Source organism: Actinomycetota bacterium, from assembly GCA_004297305.1.
Classification (GTDB): domain Bacteria; phylum Actinomycetota; class Actinomycetes; order S36-B12; family FW305-bin1; genus FW305-bin1.
Map to the genome: position 1 here is coordinate 22,033 of SCTR01000002.1, position 20,923 is coordinate 42,955.

Annotated in this window: 15 protein-coding genes and 1 riboswitch; of the genes, 1 reads left to right on the plus strand and 14 read right to left on the minus strand. The window is 74.0% G+C overall.

The window, feature by feature from the left end:
- Positions 1-174 precede the first annotated feature (174 nt).
- From EPO13_00530 to EPO13_00590, 13 genes are all read right to left on the minus strand, one after another.
- Complete coding sequence (locus EPO13_00530; protein ID TAK71023.1) at positions 175-2,376, minus strand: Ig-like domain repeat protein; 2,202 nt, start codon at positions 2,374-2,376, stop codon at positions 175-177.
- Between the two features lie 235 nt (positions 2,377-2,611).
- Entirely contained in the window at positions 2,612-2,809 is a 198-nt protein-coding gene (locus EPO13_00535; protein TAK71024.1) for a hypothetical protein, read from the minus strand.
- Between the two features lie 87 nt (positions 2,810-2,896).
- Positions 2,897-3,784, minus strand: coding sequence for a transglutaminase family protein (locus tag EPO13_00540; GenBank protein TAK71025.1), 888 nt, complete (start codon positions 3,782-3,784; stop codon positions 2,897-2,899).
- Between the two features lie 45 nt (positions 3,785-3,829).
- Complete coding sequence (locus EPO13_00545) at positions 3,830-6,409, minus strand: hypothetical protein (protein ID TAK71026.1); 2,580 nt, start codon at positions 6,407-6,409, stop codon at positions 3,830-3,832.
- On the minus strand, positions 6,406-9,732 hold the full coding sequence (locus EPO13_00550) for a transglutaminase family protein (protein ID TAK71027.1): 3,327 nt from the start codon (positions 9,730-9,732) through the stop codon (positions 6,406-6,408). Before EPO13_00550 ends, EPO13_00545 begins: the two co-directional genes overlap by 4 nt.
- 98 nt (positions 9,733-9,830) lie before the next feature.
- Entirely contained in the window at positions 9,831-10,685 is an 855-nt protein-coding gene (locus EPO13_00555) for an adenosylcobinamide-GDP ribazoletransferase (protein TAK71028.1), read from the minus strand.
- Positions 10,682-11,776 carry a nicotinate-nucleotide--dimethylbenzimidazole phosphoribosyltransferase gene (gene cobT / locus EPO13_00560; protein TAK71029.1) on the minus strand — a complete coding sequence of 365 codons (1,095 nt, stop codon included), beginning with the start codon at positions 11,774-11,776 and terminating at the stop codon, positions 10,682-10,684. The genes EPO13_00555 and cobT overlap by 4 nt, the downstream gene beginning before the upstream one ends.
- Positions 11,773-13,308: a bifunctional adenosylcobinamide kinase/adenosylcobinamide-phosphate guanylyltransferase gene (locus tag EPO13_00565; GenBank protein TAK71030.1), complete on the minus strand. Its 1,536-nt coding sequence runs from the start codon at positions 13,306-13,308 to the stop codon at positions 11,773-11,775. Before EPO13_00565 ends, cobT begins: the two co-directional genes overlap by 4 nt.
- Positions 13,305-14,225: an ECF transporter S component gene (locus tag EPO13_00570; protein ID TAK71186.1), complete on the minus strand. Its 921-nt coding sequence runs from the start codon at positions 14,223-14,225 to the stop codon at positions 13,305-13,307. The genes EPO13_00565 and EPO13_00570 overlap by 4 nt, the downstream gene beginning before the upstream one ends.
- 47 nt (positions 14,226-14,272) lie before the next feature.
- Positions 14,273-15,883 (minus strand): ABC transporter ATP-binding protein, encoded by a 1,611-nt coding sequence (locus EPO13_00575; GenBank protein TAK71031.1) that lies wholly within the window; start codon positions 15,881-15,883, stop codon positions 14,273-14,275.
- Positions 15,880-17,073, minus strand: coding sequence for an energy-coupling factor transporter transmembrane protein EcfT (locus EPO13_00580; GenBank protein TAK71187.1), 1,194 nt, complete (start codon positions 17,071-17,073; stop codon positions 15,880-15,882). Before EPO13_00580 ends, EPO13_00575 begins: the two co-directional genes overlap by 4 nt.
- Before the next feature lie 64 nt (positions 17,074-17,137).
- Entirely contained in the window at positions 17,138-18,118 is a 981-nt protein-coding gene (locus EPO13_00585; protein TAK71032.1) for a hypothetical protein, read from the minus strand.
- Between the two features lie 14 nt (positions 18,119-18,132).
- Positions 18,133-19,329, minus strand: coding sequence for a hypothetical protein (locus tag EPO13_00590; protein ID TAK71033.1), 1,197 nt, complete (start codon positions 19,327-19,329; stop codon positions 18,133-18,135).
- 157 nt (positions 19,330-19,486) lie between these two features.
- Positions 19,487-19,630, minus strand: a riboswitch (cobalamin riboswitch).
- A 103-nt stretch (positions 19,631-19,733) separates the two neighbouring features.
- Between EPO13_00590 and EPO13_00595 the strand changes: the two genes are divergently transcribed.
- Complete coding sequence (locus EPO13_00595) at positions 19,734-19,961, plus strand: hypothetical protein (GenBank protein TAK71188.1); 228 nt, start codon at positions 19,734-19,736, stop codon at positions 19,959-19,961.
- Between the two features lie 53 nt (positions 19,962-20,014).
- On the opposite strand, the gene EPO13_00600 is transcribed toward EPO13_00595, so the two are convergent.
- The gene (locus EPO13_00600; GenBank protein TAK71034.1) at positions 20,015-20,614 is read right to left on the minus strand and encodes a DUF3043 domain-containing protein; all 600 of its coding nucleotides are present in this window, start codon (positions 20,612-20,614) and stop codon (positions 20,015-20,017) included.
- Positions 20,615-20,923 lie beyond the last annotated feature (309 nt).

The following is a 20,923-nucleotide window of genomic DNA, read 5'->3' on the forward strand; positions in this document are numbered from 1 at the left end:
GCTCGGGGGAAACACTCGATGAACGCAGAGTGAGCAAGCAGAGCCGATCAGGTAGCGGTTTTCCCCTGAGGATGCCAACGACACTCACCCGAACGGGTGACAACGCACTGACGGCGCGTGACCGTTAGGTCACGCGCCGTCAGTCGCGTAGCGCGGCTCTGCTGCCGCGGCCCGCTACGTCAGGGTCACCGTGACGGTGCCGCCGGAGGTGCTGGCCGAGGTCGTGCTATTGCCGCCATACGCCGCCCGCTGCGTGTACGTCCCCGCCGGCGACGTCCCCGAGTTGATCGTCAGGGTGGCGACGCCGCTGGCGTTCAGTGCAGCCGTGCCCAGGGTGAAGGTGTAGCCGCCGGGGGCGACCGCCGTGAAGGTCACGGTGCCGGTTGCGGTACCGCCCGCGGCGCGGCTGACCGTCGCGGTCAAGGTGAAGCTGCCGCCGCGCGGGAGCGACGCCGGGGTGGCCGTCAGCGTGGTCGTGGACGCCGACGTCGTGCCGCCACCCGAGGTCACCGTGACCGTCCGCGCCGCCGACGTGCTGGCGGCGTAGCCGGTGGTCCCGCCGTAGGCCGCGGTGATCGAGTGCGAGCCGACCGCGAGCGCCGACGTCGTGAACGTCGCGGTCCCGCCCGAGAGCGTGCCGGCCCCGATCGTCGTCGAGCCGTCCCGGAAAGTGACTGTGCCCGTGGGGGTCCCGCCGCTGGAGGCGACGGTGGCTGTGAACGTCACCGCGGTCCCGGAGGTGACCGACGTCGCCGAGGCTGCCAGCGTCGTGGTCGTCGCTGCGGTGGTCGTCGTGCCGTTGGTCAGCGTCACGGTGATCGGCGTCGCGGTGCTGCCGGTCGTGGTCGCGTCCCCGCCGTAGCTGGCCGCCACGGTGTAGCTGCCGGCCGGCGACGTCCCGGAGTTCACCGTCAGCGTCGCGACGCCGCTGGTGTTGAGCGCTGCCGAGCCGAGGCTGAACGAGGACGTGCTGCCGGGCGCGGTCGCCGAGAAGGTCACCGTGCCGGTCGGGGTCCCGGCCGCCTTGCCGACGGTCGCGGTCAGCGTGAAGCTGCCGCCGCGGGCCAGCGACGTCGGGTTGGACGCCAGGGTGGTCGTACTCGCGCTCGTCCCACTCCCGCCGCCCCACGTCACCGTGACCGCGTTCGAGTTCGTGCTGGGCGCGTACTCGTCACGGGTGTACGCCAACGTCGTCGCGTTGACCTCGCCGAGGTACCGCGCGCTGAGCGAGTGCGCGCCGGACGGCAGGCTGGCGGTGTACGTCGCCCGTCCCGTGGCCAGGGCCGACGTCCCGAGCAGCGTGGTGCCGTCGTAGAAGCCGACCCGGCCGGGCGGGGACTGCGACAGGTTGTTCCAGTCCTGGTCGGTACGAACCACGGTGGCGCTCAACGTGACCGAGCCACCAGCCGCGGGCGACGTCGACGACGACGTGAACGCGGTGATCTGCGTCGGGACGCCGGGCAGCGAGAAGTTCAACGGTCCGGTCGGCAGCGTCACCGGAGTGACGCCGGCGACCCAGGTGTCGTCGAACGGATAGTCCGTGCCGTGGTTGTCGAAGCCGAGGAACGGCCCGTCGTCGTTGCTGAGTTCGGTCTGCACGCCGCCGTTGGGGCCGTAGAGGAAATCCGTCGGCCAGCCGTGCCGGCGGTCGACGAACCGCACGCGGTACTGGATCGGGTTGCCGTTCGCGTCGACGCCCGGGACCCCCCCGATCGTGTACTGACCGTTGGAACCGGTGTCCGGGAAGGCGTAGTACCCGGTGTTCATCACGACCTTGTGGACGTCGGTGTAGAGCACGACACCACCACGGTCGCGCGGGAATCCGGCAAGGCGGCCGGTCAAGACCCCGGACAACGACACCGCGTCCTGCAGTTTGGCTGTGCCGAGCTGGATCGCGACGTTCTGCGAGACCGTCACCGCGGTCGCATCGATACGCGGCAACACCGTCGGGGTCGCGGTGCCCTGCGACGCCAGGCCGCCGGCTGCCCCGGCGTACCAGGACAGGCCGTACCGCGGCGTCGACCTGGTGACGAAGTCGAGGTAGGCAAAGTCGTACTGCCCGTTGGGAAGCGCGGCGGAGAAGCAGCCGTTGGCTCCGGTGGTCGGGTTGGCTACTCCCGCCATCGTCTCGGACCCCACGGCGTTGATGCCGATGCGCTGGTACAGGTCGTTGGGATGCACCGGGTCCGGCGGCAGGGTCTCGATCGCTTGGTAGACACCGATGGTGAGGCCCGCGATCGGGGCGTTGTTCTTGTCGACGACGCAACCGCTGACGGTGCCGTTGGCAGCCCAGGCAGGCGTGGCGACCACGACCCCCGCGGCAACGACCCCGAGCACGGCCCCCACGGACAACACACGACGCGCAACTGCGCGCATGAACCCCACCACCCCTGAACCGGTCGCCCCCCGGCGACTCACTGGGCTGAAGGATGTCAGGTGTTCACGGCGAGTTAGCCGTTGCCGGGCTGTCTGAGACGGTCTGAGATCGATTTCAACCGATCAGGTGAACCCGTTCGGTCGAACGGCGACCCAGGTCGACAACTGAAGGTGACGGTGTCAGTAGCCCAGCGTGGCTGAGGACCTGCCGCAGCGCGTGCGGCGACCGGCTGGCTCAGCGGTCGACGGTGAGGATCTTCGGCTCGGTGCGGAAGTCGCCGGCGTCCTCACCAGGCGCGGTCGAGGCGACGAGGAAGAAGGTCACCAGGGCGACGAGCATGCCCAAGGCCGCGGTCGCGAAGAGAATCCGGTCGGTCTTCTCGGTGCGCTCCAGCGACGGCATGTCGGCGGGCAGCGGTCGGGTGAGGGCCATGCGGGCAATCCTCCCCGGCGCTGCCGGGTGCTCGTCGCGCCGAGGGCCCTCCTGCGATGTGACCTGTGCCACACCAATACTGACCGGTCAGTCCTGCCGGACCATGTCGACGTACACCTGCAGCGAACTCTCGGCGCTCTCGGTGAAGATCACGCCCTTCAACGGCGGCACGTCGCCGTAGTCACGGCCCCACGCCGTGGTGACGTACCGGTCGTCGACGACCTGGTCGTTGGTGGGATCCAGGTCGAGCCAGCCCACGCCGGGCAGCGCGACGGATACCCACGCGTGGGATGCGTCGACGCCCTGCAGCCGGGATCCGCCCGGCGGCGGCCGGGTCTCGACGTAGCCGCTGACGTATCGAGCGGCCAGGCCCAGCGAGCGCAGGCCGCCGATCATCAGGTGGGAGAAGTCCTGGCAGACGCCGCGTCGCTGCCGCAGCACCTCGTCCAGGGTGGTGGTGACCGTGGTGACGCCGGGCTCGTAGCGGAAGTCGGTGTGGATCCGGGTCAGCAGGTCGGTGAGGCAGGCACGGATCGGCCGCCCGGCCGGGAACGACCCGGCGGCGTACGCCGACAGCGCCGGCGACGCCGTGACCAGTGGCGACGGTCGCGTGAACTCCCGCGCGGCGACCGGGTCGTCGTCGCCGGCGTCGAGTCCGTCGCGGACCCGTTCCCAGGGCGCGTCGTACCGCGACAGCGGGTGGTCGCCGCTACGGCCGTGGACCGTGACGGTGCTGGTCGAGGTCACCTGCAGCGCCCGATGGGGGACGGTCACCTCGAAGTACGAGGAGCGGTTGCCGAAGTAGTCGCGGTGCTCGGTGACGACGTCTGGTGGGGGGTCGACGGTTAACGTTGCGCCGTCGCAGTCCTGGCCCGGCGTGGTCCGCGGCAGCAGGTGCATCCGGCCGTAGCTGGCCGACACCTCGTCGTCGTACTCGTAGCGGGTCCGGTGCACCACCTGGTACGTCGCACTCACCGCCGACTCACCTGCACCTGAGGTTCAGCGTCATACTCGCCGCCGTCACCGCAGGCCCAACGCAGCGGACCGCGGCGCCTGCGCCCAGGATCGCGCGCTGATCAGCGGGCGCAGCGGTGCCAGGTGACTGAAGTGCAGAGCGTCCACCGCCAGGGCGAGGTCGGACAGCAGCGCGATGACGTCGCCCAGGAAGGCGTCCAGCTCGCTCCGTCGGCCGTCGGGGTCGGCCTCGGCCAGCACGGACAGGTCGGCCAGGGCGAGCAGGTCCCGCAACTCCTGCTGCAGCCGCTGCGGCCGGTCGCCCCCGGCCGACGCCGGGATCCGGTCGAGGTCCTGTCCGAGCTGGTCCAGTTGGAACGCCAGCGCCCGCGGATTGTCGCGGTCGGCCAGCAGAAGCTCCAGGACGGGCCGGACATGGGGCCGGGCCCGGTACCGGTGGCGGTAGGTCACGATGCTCTCCGCGGCGCCCAGCAACGACTCGATGACCAGCCCTTCCTCGCTGGCCGGTCGCTGGTCGGCGAGCGTCGTCCGCATCGCCGCGGTCAGACCGAGGGCCCGTTCGAGGGCCCGGCCGATGCCCATGAACCGCCATCTGGTGTCACGGACCAGGCTCTGCGAGGCCAGGCCGGCCAGCGCGAGCAGGGCCTCCAGCGCCCGGTCCAGCGACAGCAGCGCGGCGTCAGCGGTCAGCTCCGGGGTCCGTTCCAGCTCGACGAAGTGGCGGTCGAGGGTGCCCAGCACGAGCCAGGTGTCGACCGACAGCTGGTCGCGGACGTCGATGGCCGTGGCCAGCAGCCGGCGTACGGCGTAGGCGACCGTGCCCGGGCGCGTCGGGTCGACGACCAGCGAGCGCAGTTCGGCGCTGGGGTGCTCCAGCCGGGTACCGGCGTCCGGGCCGGTGAAACCGGGGAAGGCCGTGGTGACCTCGGTCAGGGCGGCGAACAGCACGCGCAGCGCCGCGGCACCCGCCGGATCGGTGCCGCGCTGGAAGTCGTTGTAGCGGTTGTGGACCACCCGCAGCAGCCGGATCGTGGACTCGGCGCGCTCGGCGTACCGGCCCAGCCAGAACAGGTTCTCCGCGGCGCGCGGCGAGATGGCGCTCGAGCCGGCGCGGACGGTGACCGGCGCCTCGTCCTGCCAGCCTTCGCCGGGCTGCACCCGGTCGGGCGAGAGCACCCAGACGTCCTTGGACACCGCGCCGTCGGCGTTGGAGATCCGCACCGTGTCGACGGCCGGGGCGACCCGGACCAGCCCGCCCGGCAGCACCTCGTACCGGTCGCCGGCGGCGACGGCGAACGCTCGCAGCACCATCCGCCGCGGCTGTACGTCGTGGTCGCCGACCATCGGCACCTGGCTGCCGGGAAGCGATTCCTGGGCGACCCAGGCCGCGGGGTCGGCCAGCAGGCGCCGGCGTACCTCGTCGCGCTGGTCGCCGGACAGCGTCCAGCCGAAGCGGCTCGCGCGGGCGCCGCGCGCCAGCGGCTTGACCACGACCTCGGGCAGGTGGTCCAGGACGTAGCGCAGCGAGGCCGGATCGCCGCACCACCAGGTCCGCACGCTGGGCAGCAGCAGCGGCTCGCCGAGCAGCGCCTGGCACAGCCGCGGCAGGAACGGCAGCAGCCCGGCGTTCTCCAGCACGCCGCTGCCGAGGGTGTTGACCACCGACACGGTGCCCTGCCGGGTCGCCTCGATCAGGCCCGGTACGCCGAGCTGGGAGTCCGGGCGTAACTCCAGCGGATCGCTGAACGCCGCATCGACCCGGCGCGCGATGACGTCGACCGGTTCGAGGCGGCCCAGCGAACGCAACCAGACCCGGCCGCCCCGCACGGTGAGGTCCGCGGCCACCACCAGCGGGAAGCCGAGCCGGGAGGCGAGGAAGGCGTGCTCGTACGCGGTCTCGCTGGCCGCCCCCGGCGTGAGTACGACCACCCGGGGAGCCTCGACTCCCTCGGGAGCGACGTCCTGCAATGCGCTGCGCAACTGCTGGAAGAACGGGCTGAGGCGAGTGACCTTGGTGTCGCGGTACAGGTCCGGGAAGATCCGCGACACCACGACGCGGTTCTGCAGGGCGTAGCCCGCCCCCGACGGCGCCTGCGCCCGGTCACCTTGCACCTGCCAGGAACCGTCGGCGTCGCGGGCCAGGTCGGCGGCGTAACTGAACAACTGCCGCGGGCCGGGCAGCGTGATGCCGTCGCAGGCGCGGATGAAGCCCGGGTGGCCGTACACCACGTCGGCGGGCAGCAGCCCCTGGCGCAGCGTCTCGCGGGGGCCGTACAGGTCGGTCAGCACGAGGTCGAGCAACTCGGCGCGCTGACTGACCGCCGCCTCCACCCGGGTCCACTCGTCGCGGGCCATAGGTACCGGGATCGGGTCCAGTGCCCACCGCGGGGTGCTGCTGTCGTGGGCGTGGTAGGTCACGCCGTCGGCCTCCAGCAGTCGCTCGGCTTCCGAACGGCGCCACTGCAACTCGGCCACGCCCAGGCCGTCGAAGGCGCCCAGCAGTCCCTGCCACGGACCGCGCAGTTGCCGGTCGCCGGTCACCGCCTCGTCAAAGACGTCCGGCGACGTGGGGTAGTCGCGCAGCAGGGCCGGCGCCGCCAGCTGGTCCACGTCGGATGCGGTCACGTGCGGGGGGTCCGGCGCAGGTCGAGCGTGCGGCCGGACTCCGGAGCGGCGGCGAGGGCGGCGAAGCGGCTCAGGTCGATCGGGCCCGGGGTGTGGCCGCGAGGTTCGAACCGGCTGACCCGCCGGGCCTCGGCCTCGTTGGCGTTCACCGGCAGCCGGTCGTACGCGCGTCCGCCGGGGTGCACGACGTGGTGCGTGCATCCGCCGAGCGACCGGCCGTTCCAGCAGTCCACCAGGTCGAAGACGAGCGGCGCCTGCACGGCGATGGTCGGGTGCAATGCCGACCAGGGTTGCCACGCCCGGTAGCGGACGCCGGCGACGGCGACGCCCTCGACCGGTCCGGGCCGCAACGGCAGCGGGACGCCGTTGCAGGTCACCACGTGCCGGCCCGGGGTCAGGCCGGTCACCTCGACCTGGACCCGCTCCAGCGAGGAGTCGACGTACCGCGCGGTGCCGGCCCCGGTCGCCTCCTCGCCCAGCACGTGCCACGGCTCGATGGCCCGGCGCAGCTCGATGCCGACCTCGCCGACCTGCACCCGGCCCAGGCGCGGAAAACGGAACTCCAGGAACGGGTCCAGCCAGCCCAGTTCGAACGGCAGGTCGTGCGCGCGCAGGTCCTCGACCACGTCGCCGATGTCGGCTTCGACGTACGCCGGCAGCAGGAAGCGGTCGGTCAGCTCACTGCCCCAGCGCACCAGGCGTCCGGCGTACGGCGTTTCCCAGCACCGGGCGACCAGGGCGCGCACGAGCAGGGCCTGCACCAGTCCCATCCGCGGATGCGGCGGCATCTCGAAGGCGCGCATCTCCAACAGTCCCAGCCGGCCGCGGACGCTGTCGGGGCTGTACAGCTTGTCGATGCAGAACTCCGCGCGGTGGGTGTTGCCGGTGATGTCGGTCAGCAGGTGGCGCAGCAACCGGTCCACCAGCCACGGCGGCGGGTCGTCGGCGAGCCGGTCGAGTTCGGCGAACGCGATCTCCAGTTCGTACAGGTTCTCGGCGCGGCCCTCGTCCACCCGGGGGGCCTGGCTGGTCGGGCCGATGAACCGGCCGGCGAACAGGTAGGACAGCGCCGGATGGTGCTGCCAGTACGTCACCAGGCTGCGCAGCAGGTCGGGGCGGCGCAGCAGCGGGCTGTCGGCCGGCGTCGGGCCGCCGAGGGTCAGGTGGCTGCCCCCGCCGGTCCCGGTGTGGACGCCGTCGAGGGCGAACTTCTCGGTGCCCAGGCGTACGGCGCGTGCCTCGGCGTGCAGGTCCTCGGTGGTGGCGACGAGTTCCGGCCAGCTCGCCGCGGGATGGACGTTGACCTCCAGCACACCGGGATCCGGCGCGACCACGACGGTGGGCGTCCGCGGGTCGGCCGGTAGCGGGTAGCCCTCGACGACGACGGCCTGGCCGAGCACGGCCGCGGTCGCCTCCACGACCGACACGAGGTGCAGTGCCGGGGCGAGGTCGGCGACCGGGGGCAGGAAGACGTGCAGCCGCCCGTCGCACAGCTCGACGCACAGTGCCGTGGTCGGCGCGCCCTCGCCGGGTACCACGGCCGCCGCCGGTGGTGTATCGGCGGCGTAAGGAGCCGTGGCCGGGGGCAGCGGCGAAAGCGGTTGCAGCGGAGACGGTTCCGGCAGGTACGGCGGCGCCGTCCACGACAGCGAGTCCAGCGGCAGCCGCAGCCCCATCGGCGAGGTGCCGGGCGCCAGGTACAGGTGCCGGCGGCGGGTCTGCCAGCGGGTGGTCGCCCAGCCCGGTTCCGCGTGCGAGCCGGTCTGTTCGGTGCGGTGCAACGGCAGGACCCAGCCCACCGGCTCGCCACGGCGCTCGTCGAGCGTGGCCAGGACCCGAGCGCTCGCCGCCGGGTCCGGGTCGGCGGGGTCGAGGGCCGCGTCGAGTCCGTCGTCGGCCGGCGGAGCGCCGTCGGGCAGCCGGGCCTCGGCCAGCAGCTGCGCGAGCGGGTCCTCGTACGCCGGTATCGCGAACGTCGCCGGAATACCCAACGCGGCCGCGACGCCGCGGACGAACTCCGCGGCGTCGTCCGGTCCGGCGGTCCCGGCGACCAGCGGATCGGCCAGCAGCGCGGCGTCACGCCATACCGGCTCACCGTCGGTGCGCCAGGTGAGGCCGAGCTGCCAGCGGGGCAACGGCTCTCCCGGGTACCACTTGCCCTGGCCGTGATGCACCAGGCCGCCGGGAGCCCAGCGTTCGCGCAGCGCCGCGACCAGTTCGCCGGCCCGTTCCCGCTTGGCGTCGCCGTGCGCCTCGGTGCTCCACTGGGCGCCGTCCATGTCGTCGATGGAGACGAACGTCGGCTCGCCGCCCATCGTCAGCCTGACGTCCCCGGCGGCCAACCGGGCGTCCACGGCGAGGCCGAACTCGTTGACCCGCGCCCACTGCTGGTCGGTGTAGGGCCGGGTGACCCGGGGGTCTTCGTGAATGCGCCGGACGGTGTTGCGGTAGGTCAGTTCCACCTCGCACGGCTCCACCACGCCGGTCACCGGCGCCGCGGTGGCCGGTTCGGGACTGGCGGCCAGCGGGATGTGGCCCTCCCCGGCGAACAGGCCGGACGTCGGGTCCAGCCCCACCCAGCCGGCGCCGGGCAGGTAGACCTCGGCCCAGGCGTGCAGGTCGGTGAAGTCCTGCCGGGGGCCGGTGGGCCCGTCCAGCGCCTCGACGTCCGGCGCGAGCTGGACGAGGTACCCGGAGACGAAGCGGGCCGCCAGGCCGAGTTCCCGCAGGATCGCCACGAGCAGCCAGGCGCTGTCCCGGCAGGAGCCGATCGCCCGCTGCAGCGTGGTGTCCGGCGACTGCACCCCGGCTTCCAGCCGGACGTCGTACGCGACGCTCTGGTACACCCGCTGGTTCACCGCGACGAGGAAGTCGACGGTCCGCATCGGGGTGGTCGGCGGCCGGATGCCGTGCAGCCAGCGGCGGAGCAAGGGCCCGGGCTCGGAGCGGCCCGGCTCGGTCACCGGCCGCAGGTACGGCGCGAGGTCCGCGGCCAGGTCGCGGTCGTAGCCGAAGGGGTAGGTCTCGGCCTGCTCGGCGACGAAGAAGTCGAACGGATTGATCACCGTCATCGTGGCGACCAGGTCGACCGTGATCGACAGTTCCGTCGTGCGCTGCGGGAACACCAGCCGCGCCAGGTGGTTGCCGAAGGGGTCCTGCTGCCAATTCACGAACGCGTCGGCCGGTGACACGGTGAGGGAGTACGCCTCCACCGGAGTGCGGCAGTGCGGTGCCGGTCGCAGCCGTACGACGTGCGCACCGAGCCCGATCAGGCGGTCGAACCGGTACGTCGTACGGTGCTCGAGGGCGACCTTGATGGTCACGCGGACGGCTCCCACAACAGCGGCGACGGGCGAGGCAGCGCCCACCCTAGGGCTCGCCGCCGCCGCGTCCGGCGGTGTAACGCCGCGTTCACAAGGCGTCAGGCGGCCGCGACGACCAGCAGCGTCACGCAGCCGGCGATCTCGACCACGGCACCCAGGACATCGCCGGTCACCCCGCCCAGCCGGCGCCGGGCGAGCCGTACCAGGACCAGCCCGGCGAGCACCCCGACGGCGGGGGCGACCGTCGTCACCACGTCGGATCGCAGCGACGCGTCGTCGTCGTGCCAGGCCACCACGGCCACGGCCGCCAGGCTCGCCAGGGTCACCGCCACGGCGGCGAGCGTGCCGACGGTGCCGGCGACCGACGCGCCCAAGCCGTCCGTCCGGGCCGCCGGGATGCGGCGATGACACGCCCAGACCACGGCGAGCCGGCTGCCGATACCGGCCGCGATCAGCGCTTGGGTGCCGTGACCGGCCGAGATGCACGTCGCCAGGGCGGCGGCGTCCAGCAGGAGTACCAGGACCAGCGTGGTGACCCCGAACGGGCCGATGTCGGAGCGGCGCATGAGTTGCAGCGCTTCGTCGCGGGGCCGGCGGGAGCCCAGGCCGTCGGCGGTGTCGGCCAGCCCGTCCAGGTGCAGGCCGCGGGTCGCGACGGCCAGGGCGGCGATGCCGAGGGTGGCCGCGACGAGGTCGGCAAGTACGGTCGCCGTACCGCGATCGGCTCGGTCCAGCAGCAGGCGCGCGGCGAACACGATCAGCGCGGCGATCACCGCGAGCCCGGCTCCGACCAGCGGTGCGGCCAGTACGGCGGCCCGGGCGGTACGCCGGTCCACCGACCGCGGCGGCGGCACGCGGATCGCCGTCAGCGTGCCGACGGCGAGCAGCAATCCGTCGACCCGGCGGGGTGCTGCGGTGCGCTCGCCGTCGCCGGAGCGGGCGGGCCGGCTCATCCCGGCGGGGGAGCAGCGGCGGGGCCGCTCACTCCGGCCTCGTCGAAGGTCGCCATGTCGCGCAGCGTCGCCGCCGCGGCCTGCACCAGCGGGAGGGCCAGCAGACCGCCGGTGCCTTCGCCGAGGCGCAGGTCGAGGTCGAGCAACGGGGAGAGCGCGAGGGCGTCGAGGGCGAGCCGATGCGCCGGCTCCGTCGACCGGTGACCGGCCTGCCACCACAGCGCCGCGGTCGGGCAGAGCCGAGCCGCGACCAGCGCGGCGGCGCCGGACACCACGCCGTCGAGGATCACCGGCGTCCGGCGTACGGCCGCCTGCAGCAGGAACCCGCTCATCGCCGCGACGTCGGCGCCGCCGACGGCCGCCAGCAGCGCTGCCGGGTCCGCCGTGTGTGGCCGGCCACGCCGCATCGCGTCTCGTACCGCCGCGCACTTGCGCATCCAGGTGAGGTCGTCGATGCCGGTGCCGCGCCCGACGACCTCGAGCGGCCCGGCGCCGGTGAGCAGCCCCACCAGCGTGGCGGCGACCGTGGTGTTGCCGATGCCCATGTCGCCCGGGATCAGCAGGTCGGCTCCGGCGTCGATCTCGTCGTCGGCGATCGCGAGCCCGGCGCGCAGTGCGGCGTCGGATTCGGCCGCGCTCATGGCGTCCTCGCGGTCGATCGAGCCGCTGCCGCGCCGGACCTTCCAGTGCCGGACCTCGTCGGGCAGCGCGGCGTCGTCGTCGGCATCCACCGCCAGGTCGAGGACACGGACGCCGGCTCCCAGCGCGGCGGCCATGACGGTGACCGCCGCGCCACCGCCGACGAGGTTGTGGACCATCTGGGCGGTGACCTCGGGCGGGTACGCCGAGGTCGCCGCGGTGCGCGCGACGCCGTGGTCGCCGGCGAAGACGACGACCCGAGCCCGCTGCGGCGGCTGCGGCGGGCAGCGGCCGGTGGTCGCGGCCAGCCAGACCGACAGCGGTTCGAGCCGGCCGAGTGCTCCCGCGGGCTTGGTGAGCCGGTCCTGCCGCTCGCGCGCCTGCGCCGCGACGGTCTCGTCCGGCGGACGGACCTGAGCCGCCAGTGCGGCGAGGTCGAGCGGAGCGCTCATCGGGCCGACCCGCCGGCGCTGCCGGACAGCGGCGTACGGCCGCCCGCCGAGGTCGTTGGCGCCGCCGCAGGCGCGGCGCTGCCGGACAGCGGTACGGCGCGGCCGGCCACCAGCAGCGTCACGTCGTCGCACGCGGCGGCCACGCGGGTATTGAGGATGCCGAGGTGGTCCCGGCACAGCCGCCCGGAGGCGGTGGCCGGTACGACACCCATGCCGGTCTCGTTGGATACCAACACGATCCGGGCGCGGCTACGTCGGAGCGCGTCCAGCAGGCCGGCGACCGCGGCGTCGAGCGCGGCGGGGACCGCGGCGCCGCCGCCGTCCCAGGCGCCGTGCCGGTCGAGCAGGCCGGCCAGCCACAACGACAGGCAGTCGACGAGCACGGCCTGCCCCGGTCCGGCGGCGGCGACGACCTCGGCGATGTCCAGGGTCTCGATCGTGGTCCACGCCGCCGGGCGCCGGGCCTGGTGCGCGGCGATCCGGGCCGACCATTCCGGGTCCGCCGGTGCGTCGGCCGGACCGGCAGTGCCGGCCGCCGCGGTCGCCACGTAGATCACGTCGTCGCGGTCGGCGAGCAGCCGCTCGGCGGTCACCGACTTCCCGCTACGGGCGCCACCGAGCAGCAACGTCCGGCGCGCCGGTGGGGGCTGCGGCACTTCGGCTGCCGCCGTACCGGGCTGTGGCGCTTCGGCTGCCGCCGTACCGGGCTGCCGCCCGCTGCCCAGCTGCAGCGTGGTCAGGTCGTCCACGACGCTGACGCCCCAGGCGCCGAGGCGGTCACGCAGCACGGGCACATCCGGATTGTGGTGGCCGAGGTGGACGGCGACGACGGCGGTGTGGTCGACGACGGCGCCGACGCGGCGGAGGTCCGCGAGCACCCGGGGGAAGGTCACCAGGTCGAGATGGCCGGTGCCGTGGTCGGTGTGGTCGCCGAAGCTCTCCTCCAGGGCCACCAGGTCGTACGCCGTGTCCCGCAGGCTGTCGACGGTGGCCGCTGGGAGCGGGCCGGTGTCGGTCGCCCACAGCACCCGGGCGCCGTCCGGCCCGGTGACGTCGTACAGCAATGCCTCGGCCGCCAACGGGTCCGCGCCTCCCGGCGGGCAGTGCGCGGCCGGCACGGCGCGCACGCGGTAGCCCTCGCAGACCAGCGTCTCGCCGGGGCGCAGCGGGTGGAGGCTCACGCCGGACTGCGGTGCCAGCCAGTCCCGGCAGGCCGCGACGACCCCGGGCGGTCCCGCGACGGTCAACGCCGGTGCGCCGGCCCACGCGTGCCACAACAGGAACGCCGGGTCCAGGTGGTCGGGGTGGGCGTGGGTCACCAGGACGAGGCGGACGCCGTCGAGCACCCGGCCCGCGCGGGCGGCGGCCCGCAGCGTCTCCGGGCCGCATTCGAGCAGCACCGCGTCGTCGAGGAGGGCCGCCGGTTGTCCGCGCACCTCGCCGCGGGAGCGCAACGCCGTACAGGAAGCGCAGCGGCAGAACGGGTTCGGCCAGCCGTCGGCTCCCGCCGTACCGAGCAGGGTGACCTTCATCCCGGCCGCCCGCTGTCGGGCAGCGCGTCGGCCGGAGTTTCCCTGCGCGGAGTTTCGTCGGCCGGAGTTTCCTTGCGCGGAGTTTCGCCGCCCACGGGGTTGCGGCCGGTGTCGGGCAGGGCGTCGCCGGCGGGGACGGCGGGCCTGAAGCGGACGTCGGCGTCGAAGCAGGCCCGACGGGCGGCGCGCCGCAGCGCGAGCAGCACCGGGCCGCCGGCGACGAGGATCAGCGCAGCGGTCAGCACGCCGCGGGGCAGGTCGTAGCCCAGCGACGTCGTCAGGTCGAACACGATCCAGCGCCGCAGGTTCGCCAGGACCGGATCGCCGGGGACGAACGAGACCTGGCTGGCGATACCGGACAGGAACGGCCAGAACCACAGGTTCAGCAGCCAGCCGTAGAGCACCGCCGCGCCGGCGCCGTACGCCGCGCACATCACGACCTCGCGCCGGCCGCGGACCGGCGGCAGCAGGCCGGCTCCCAGTCCGACCCAGGCCGCACCGAGCATCTGGAACGGCAGCCAGGGCCCGACGCCGCCGGTGATCAGCGCCGAGGCGAACATCGACACCGAGCCGAGTGCGAAGCCGAAACCCGGCCCCAGCGCCCGGCCACCGAGAACCACGACGATCCAGACCAGTTCGAGGCCGGCGACGCCGGCGGACAGCGGTCGTACTGCGGCGACGACGGCGCTGAGCACCGCCAGTACGGCAATCCCCTTGGCGTCCAGGCCGCCGTCGGCCAGCGTCGCCAGCACCACGCCGAGGACCAGCGGCAGCAGCAGCGCGAACAGCCACGGCGCGTCGGCGGCGTGATCGACGGTGAACGACGTCGGATCCGCCAGGAACGGCCAGCCGAAGGCGAAGACGCCGACGACGCTGACCGCGGCCAGCGCCAGGACGGACCGGCGGCCCAGCGGCAACGCCCGCACCCGGGCCGGCGCCGGGGCAGGCCCGGCGGTCGTCGCCGTCACGGCCGCACCGCGGCGGTCACGGCGTCGAGGGTGAGCCACGGTTGCGGGCCGAGCACCTTGGACACCTGCGGGGCGAACATCGGCGAGGACACGACGACCTCGCCGGTCGGCCCGTCGGCGACGATCTCACCGTCGGCCAGCAGTACTACCCGGTCGGCGACGTCGGCGACGAGCTCGACGTCGTGGGTGGCCATGACGACGGCGTGGCCGCGCCCGGCGACCGCGCGCAGGATGTCCACGAGCCGGTCCTTGGCGGCGTAGTCCAGCCCGCGGGTCGGCTCGTCGAGCAGCACCACCGGCGGCTCGGCGACGAGCACGACAGCCAGCGCGAGGCACAGTCGCTGCCCTTCGGACAGGTCGCGCGGATGGATGTCGTCGTCGATGTCGGGCGCGAGCAGGGCCAGCAGTGCCCGGGTCGAACCCGGGCTGACACCCGCGTCGGCGTCGGCTGCGCGGCACTCCTGGGCGACCCGGTCGCTGACCAGCAGGTCGCCCGGCTCCTGCGGCACCAGCCCGACCTGGCGGACCAGGTCGGGTCCGGCGAGGCCGGCGGGGTCGGCGTCGCCGACGCGGACCCGCCCGGTGTCGGGACGCCGTAGCCCGACGAGCGTGGCCATGAGGGTGCTCTTGCCCGCCCCGTTGCGGCCCATGAGCGCGAGGACCTCGCCGGTGGTCACGGTCAGCTCGACGTCCCGCAACGCCTGGACCGCGCCGTACCGGACACTCACCCGTTCCAGTCGCGCCGCGGTGCCGGCCGGCGTCGTCACGGGCCGCGGCGCCGGGGGATCGAGGGCGGCCAGCGTCTCGCGCAGCGATACGGCGGCCCGGCGGGCGTCGCGGACCGACAGCGGCAACGGGGACCAGCCGGCCCACCGGCCCAGCCGGACGACCGGTGGCGCGACCGGGGCGTCCCGCATCACCTCGGCGGGTGCGCCGACCAGCAGCGGAGCGCCGCCACCGGGGACGACCACCACGCGGTCGGCGTACTGCACGACGCGCTCCAGCCGGTGCTCGGCCAGCAGGATCGTCATGCCGAGGTCGTGCACCAGCCGCTGCAGTGCGGCCAGGACCTCTTCTGCCACAGCGGGATCCAGCGCGCTGGTGGGTTCGTCCAGCACCAGCACGGCCGGGTGTGACGTCAGAGCGGCGCCGATGGCGACCCGCTGCCGCTGCCCGCCGGACAGCCGGCGCAGCGGCCGGTCGCGCAGGGCGGCCAGGCCCAGCAGGTCCAACGTCTCCTCGACGCGGCGTCGCATCACCTGCGGGGCGACGCCGAGCGACTCCATGCCATAGGCCAGTTCGTCCTCGACGGTGTCGGTGACGAACGAACTCAGCGGGTCCTGCGGTACGTAGCCGACGACGTCGGCGAGGTCGCGCGGTGGATGCGTCGCGGTGTCGCGCCCGGCCACGCACACCCGGCCGTGCAGCGTCCCGCCGGTGAAGTGCGGGACCAGGCCGTTCACCGCACCGAGCAGTGTCGACTTGCCGCTGCCGGTGCTGCCGACCACCAGGACCAGTTCGCCCTCGGGGATCTGCAGGTCGACGTCGCGGAGGACCGGGGCCGGCGCGTCGAGGTACGTCACGGTGACGGACTCGAAGGTGATCACGTCGTCGTCCCGGTTCTCGCAGCTGAGGTGCCGATGGTGGCAGCTCCGGTACGGACGTCGCCGTCAGCGGCCTGAGGCATTCGCACCGGCCGCTGCCGGGGCGGCATCGGCAATCGCGCCGGCCGCTGCCGGGGCGGCATCGGCAATGGCACCGGCGGGGCGGCGACCGCGGGCAGCAGCGCCAGCAGGATCCCCGCGGCCGGCAGCAGCGGCAGCGCCGGCCACGCCGGCGGGTCGACGGGAGTCTGCAGACCGGCGACGCCGAGTACGCCGGCGGCGACCAGTGCCAGGGCGGCCGCGGCACCGGAGCCGGCGACCACCCACTCCGGCCAGGCCCACGGATCCGGGCGGTAGCGGGTCCGCACCCGGCTCCGCCCGCCGAACCCGAGCCCGACCAGCGCCGCGGCGAGGCCGAGCGCCAGGACGGGCAACCCGAACGCGCCGGGCGAGCCGCCGTCCAGCAGCCCGTACACCCCGACGCAGACGCCGAGCAGGCCGCCGAGCACGAGTACCTGAGAGGTCAGCGCGGTACGCCGCGGCAGCGCCGCGACGCGGCCGTAGCCGCGCGAGTCCATCGCCGCCGCCAACGTCACAGACCGCTCCAGCGCCCCTTCCAGGACCGGCAGCGCGGCTCCGGTGATGCCTCGGAGGCCGGTGGAAGGGCGGCCCCGCAACCGCCGGGCGTCGCGAATGCGATGCAGGTCGCCGACCAGGGTCGGCGTGAAGCTCAGCGTCACCACGACGGTGACCCCCAGCGTGTACAGCGCGGCCGGTACCGAGCGCAGCAGCCGGCTGGGGGAGGCGAGCGAGGTCGCCGCACCCACGCAGGCGAGCAGCGTCGCCAGCCGGAGTCCTTCGTACACCGCGAACAGCAGGGCCTCGACCGTGAAGTCACCACCCAGCCGCACTCCGGCCAGCCACTCCGGCAGCGGCACGCTGGGTAGGCCCAGCAGGGTGTGCGTACCCATCGGGGCGCCCAGCAGCGCCTGGAAGATCACCCGTACGCCGATCACGATCAGACCGAGCCGCAGCAGGACGGCGAACGAGCGCGACCACGGCGCGTCCGGCCGGCGCGCAGCCACGACGTAGCCGGCCACGCCCAGGATCAACAGCAACAACAACGGATTCGTGGTGCGGCTCGCCGCGGTGGCCAGGCCGAGCGCCCAGAGCCACCAGGCGCCCGGATGCAGCCACCGGGGGGCCCGGATCGTGCTCGCCGGCGTCAAGGCGCACCGCCGCCGTGCCGGCGATCGGTCATTGCCGCCGACCCCGCGAACGCCACCAGGCGGCGGTGCCGAGGCCGCCGGCCAGCACGACCACGACCGCAGCGGTCAGCGGGCCGGCCAGGGTGCTGCTCGCGGCGACTGGTGCCGCGCCCAGGGACAGGCTGACCGAGGGCTCGGCTTGGGGTTGGTCGGACGAGGACGACGAGTCGCTGGTCGTCGGCGTGCTGCTCGCGCCAGCGTCGACGCCGGTGGGCGCGCCGCTGCTCGACGACCCGGTCGGTGCCGCGGAAGTGCCTGGGGGAGTACCGGTCGCGCCGCTCGGCTTCGTGGTCGACGCCGTCGCCCGGCCACTGGCCGACGGCCCCGTCGTGGTGGGATCCGGCGTCGCGCGGCGCGGTGACGAGCTGGCGCGGGGTGGGCTGGTGGTGGCCGCTGCGGTCGGCGTGGTCCCGACGACCACCGCGCACTCACCGGACGGATAGCCGTCCAGTCCGCAGACGAGCCCCCCGGGGCCGGTGCGGACCGCCGCCGCGGCGGACAGGACCTGTGCCCCGGTCCATGCCGGGGGCGCCACGACGCAGCTGCCGCGCAACGCCCCGGGCGGGCTCTGCCCGTCGGGGGCGTCGGCCGGGACGCCGTAGTCGACGACGACCGCGACCCGCTTGCGACCGTCCTGCGCCGGCGTCGACCCGCAGACCTCGGCGAAGGCGGTCGACGCCGGCTGCCGCGGGACCAGGCCCGACGTGGTCCCGGTCGACACCCCGAACCGCCAGCCCTCCGCGGTCCCGTCGGCCGGGACCCGGTACGCCGGGCCCTGCTGGGCGAACACCCAACTGGTCCCGGTCGAGGACCAGTACGTCCAGTACCGGTACGCGGCGGCCTGCGCCGCCCCCGCGGCCAGGACGCCGATCACCAGCCCGGCTGCCGCGGCCAGCAGCCCGGCCGCGGCACGCCGACGAACCCGGCCGGCGGGCAGCCGGCCGGGTTCGGTGCGAGCGGAACTGGTCACGTCCGGGTCGACGCTCAGCGGCGCCGGCTGGTCTTCAGCGTCGTGATCAGGTTGACGCCACCGAAGTTCTTCGGGTTGAGGTTCCGGGAGTCGGTGACCAGCAGCAGCGTGCCCAGCGCGCCGGCGCTGGCCTGACCCTGCAGGTCGGTGGCGTACGCCGAGACATGCTGGGCCAGTTGGGTTGTCGCCTTCTTCACCGCCGTACGCCCGTAGCCGGAGCCGACCAGCGACAGGACCGAGTACGCCGTGGTGTTCCAGTCCGTGCCAGGCCCGAAGGCGTTGGGAATCGTGCCGTTGCCGCTGTTGAGGGTGCGGGCGAGCCAGCCTGCGGCACTCATCGCCACGGTCGTCCCGGCGGCCGCCGTACCGGCGCACGCGTTTGGCGTGACCTTGCTGACCGGCTGGGCGGGCCGGGGCAGCGCGGTGGTCAGCCCGGCCAGACCCTGGGCGGTGGCGTAGGCGTTGGCCAGCAGCGGCGCCGGGCCCTGGTAGGCCAGCGCGCCGGCGTCGGCACCGGCCGCGCATCCGAGCGCCACGGTGCGCAGGAACGCCGCGCCGTTCTTGCCGTTCGTCTTCGTCTTGCCCACCGGCGTCGCCGTACCGCGGAACGCGCTCAGCACGATCCCGGTCGAGTTGGCGTCGGACTGCCCGCCGTCGTAGTAGGGGAAGCCGCCGTCGGGGTTCTGCGCCCGCTTCACCCAGCCGATCGCCCGGGCGGCCTTGCCGGACCGGCCGACGGCCGCCAGCGCCAGGGCCGCCGCAGCGGTGGAGTTCGTGTCCTCCCCGGTGAACGTCGCCAGGTCGGTCGCCGGGCACGGTGCGGTGAGGTCGGCGCGGAACGCCACGAAACCGCCGTCGGCGCACTGCTGGCGGACCAGCCAGTCGATCGCCGATGTCGGGACCGCCGAGTCGGCAGCGACCAGGCCGAGGATGGCCAGGCTCTGCCGGTAGACGCCGTCGTACGTCGGGTCCTGGGCACCGAACAGGCCCTTGGTGGCCGGGCCGTTGGCGCTCAGTGCCGTCGCGACCGGCGTCGCGCTGTTTGCCGTCGCGACCGTGGTGGCGGTGCTCGGTGCGGGGGCTGCGGCGGCCGGCAGGACCGGCACGAGCAGGCTGGCGGCGACGGCGGTGGCCGCGACGCCGGCGAGGGCTGTCGTACGACGCGGCCTCGCGGCTGGGACAGCAGGAGTGGCAGGGGACGGGCCGGGCATGGCAGGGCCTTTCGAAGCACGGTCTGAGGAGCCGCCCCGGCCGGCCGGTGCCTGGTGCGACCACTGCGGACGCACGTCGTCCCCCGGCATCGCTGCTGCGACGGCGAGGGACGGAGGCTCGGGCGTGACCCGGGCTCCGCCTCGTAGACCTCGACGGATGGAGCCGATCGTGACCGCCAGGTGCTCCGGCTTGCCGCAAAGGCGGCTCACGGTTGCGGGTCAGCGCCGGAATCGCACCGGCTTCCCCTGGATCTCGGACACGTGAATTCAGTTGTGGACCAACGGACCTTCCCACGACCGCGGCGGCGCCGTCAAAGCAACCCCCGGATCGGTACGGCGGCCCGCCGGGTACCGTCGGCGTCGCCGTGGCACTGCTCGTCACGGCTGGACGGGAGGCGGCGGCAATGTCCTGGACCTGGCGCTACGAGCGGGTCGACGGCAGTCCCGTCGCGCTGCACGACGGGATCGAGCCGGCCGCACCGGCCGAGGGTTTCCCGAGCCAGAGTGACGCCGAAACGTGGGTGGGCGAGGTCTGGCGGGACCTGCTGGGCGCCGGGGTCGACGCGGTGACTCTGCTCGAAGGCGACCGTGTGGTGTACGCCGGAATGAGTTTGCACCCACCCGCGTCCTAGCAGTTCGTCGTCGCTCGCCCGGACCGGGTGCGGTTCGCCGGACCGGTTGCTGCTCAGCGGGTCCGGGGCTCGACCGGTCGCCCGCCGGGACGGAACCGCGGCGGCGGCAACCGCAACCGGCGAAACTGCAGGCAGCGCATTCCGGCGTACAGCAACGTCCCCTTGCGGTCCTTCGGATCCGGCCATTGCGCCTTCATCGCCCGGCTCATCCGGAACAGCAGGATCGCGGTGTCGATGACGATGACCGCGGTCATGACGAACCAGATCAGCGTGACGAACGCCTGCAGCCCGGGCAGCCGGATGAAGTTCAGGACGAGCACGACGACGGCCAGGATGATGAAGAACTCGGCCAACGTCCGGCGGGAATCGACGAAGTCGCGGGCGAAGGCGCGCACCGGGCCACGGTCGCGGGCCGGTAGCGCCCGTTCGTCACCGGCCGCCAACGCCGCCCGCGCTGCGACCCGGGCCGCGCGGTCGCGTTCGCGAGCCGCCCGCCGCGCCGCCTTGGGGTCGGCCGGCACCTTGATCGCGTGCCGCCGGGCCGCTTCGGCCTCCTTGCGGCTCGGGGTGGGCCGGCCCTTCGCCGCCCGCGAGGGGTCGACGGTGGCCTCGGAGACGGGCGCCTCGGGTTCGGGCGTACGGCGCTTGAACACGGCAGCAGCGTAGTCGGGCGGTGCGGGGGGCGGCGCCACCGCGATGACGGCACGCAGTCGGCGAGAGGCACCGGGCGGCTGGTCGTGATTCGGTGGTGCGCGTCGTCGCTGCCGGGGAAGGCGCACCCGTCGGGTCGCGTCGTCGCCGTCGGAGCGGGGAGCGCCCTAGTGTGGAGGCGGGCCGGCTCCGTTCGACGCGCTGTCGACGTGTCGACCGCTGGCAATGCGCCGGACCGGCATGTCGATGCGGCAGCACATCGATGGACCGCAAGGCGATGGACCAGCAACCGCCGACGTCGCGAGGGAAGG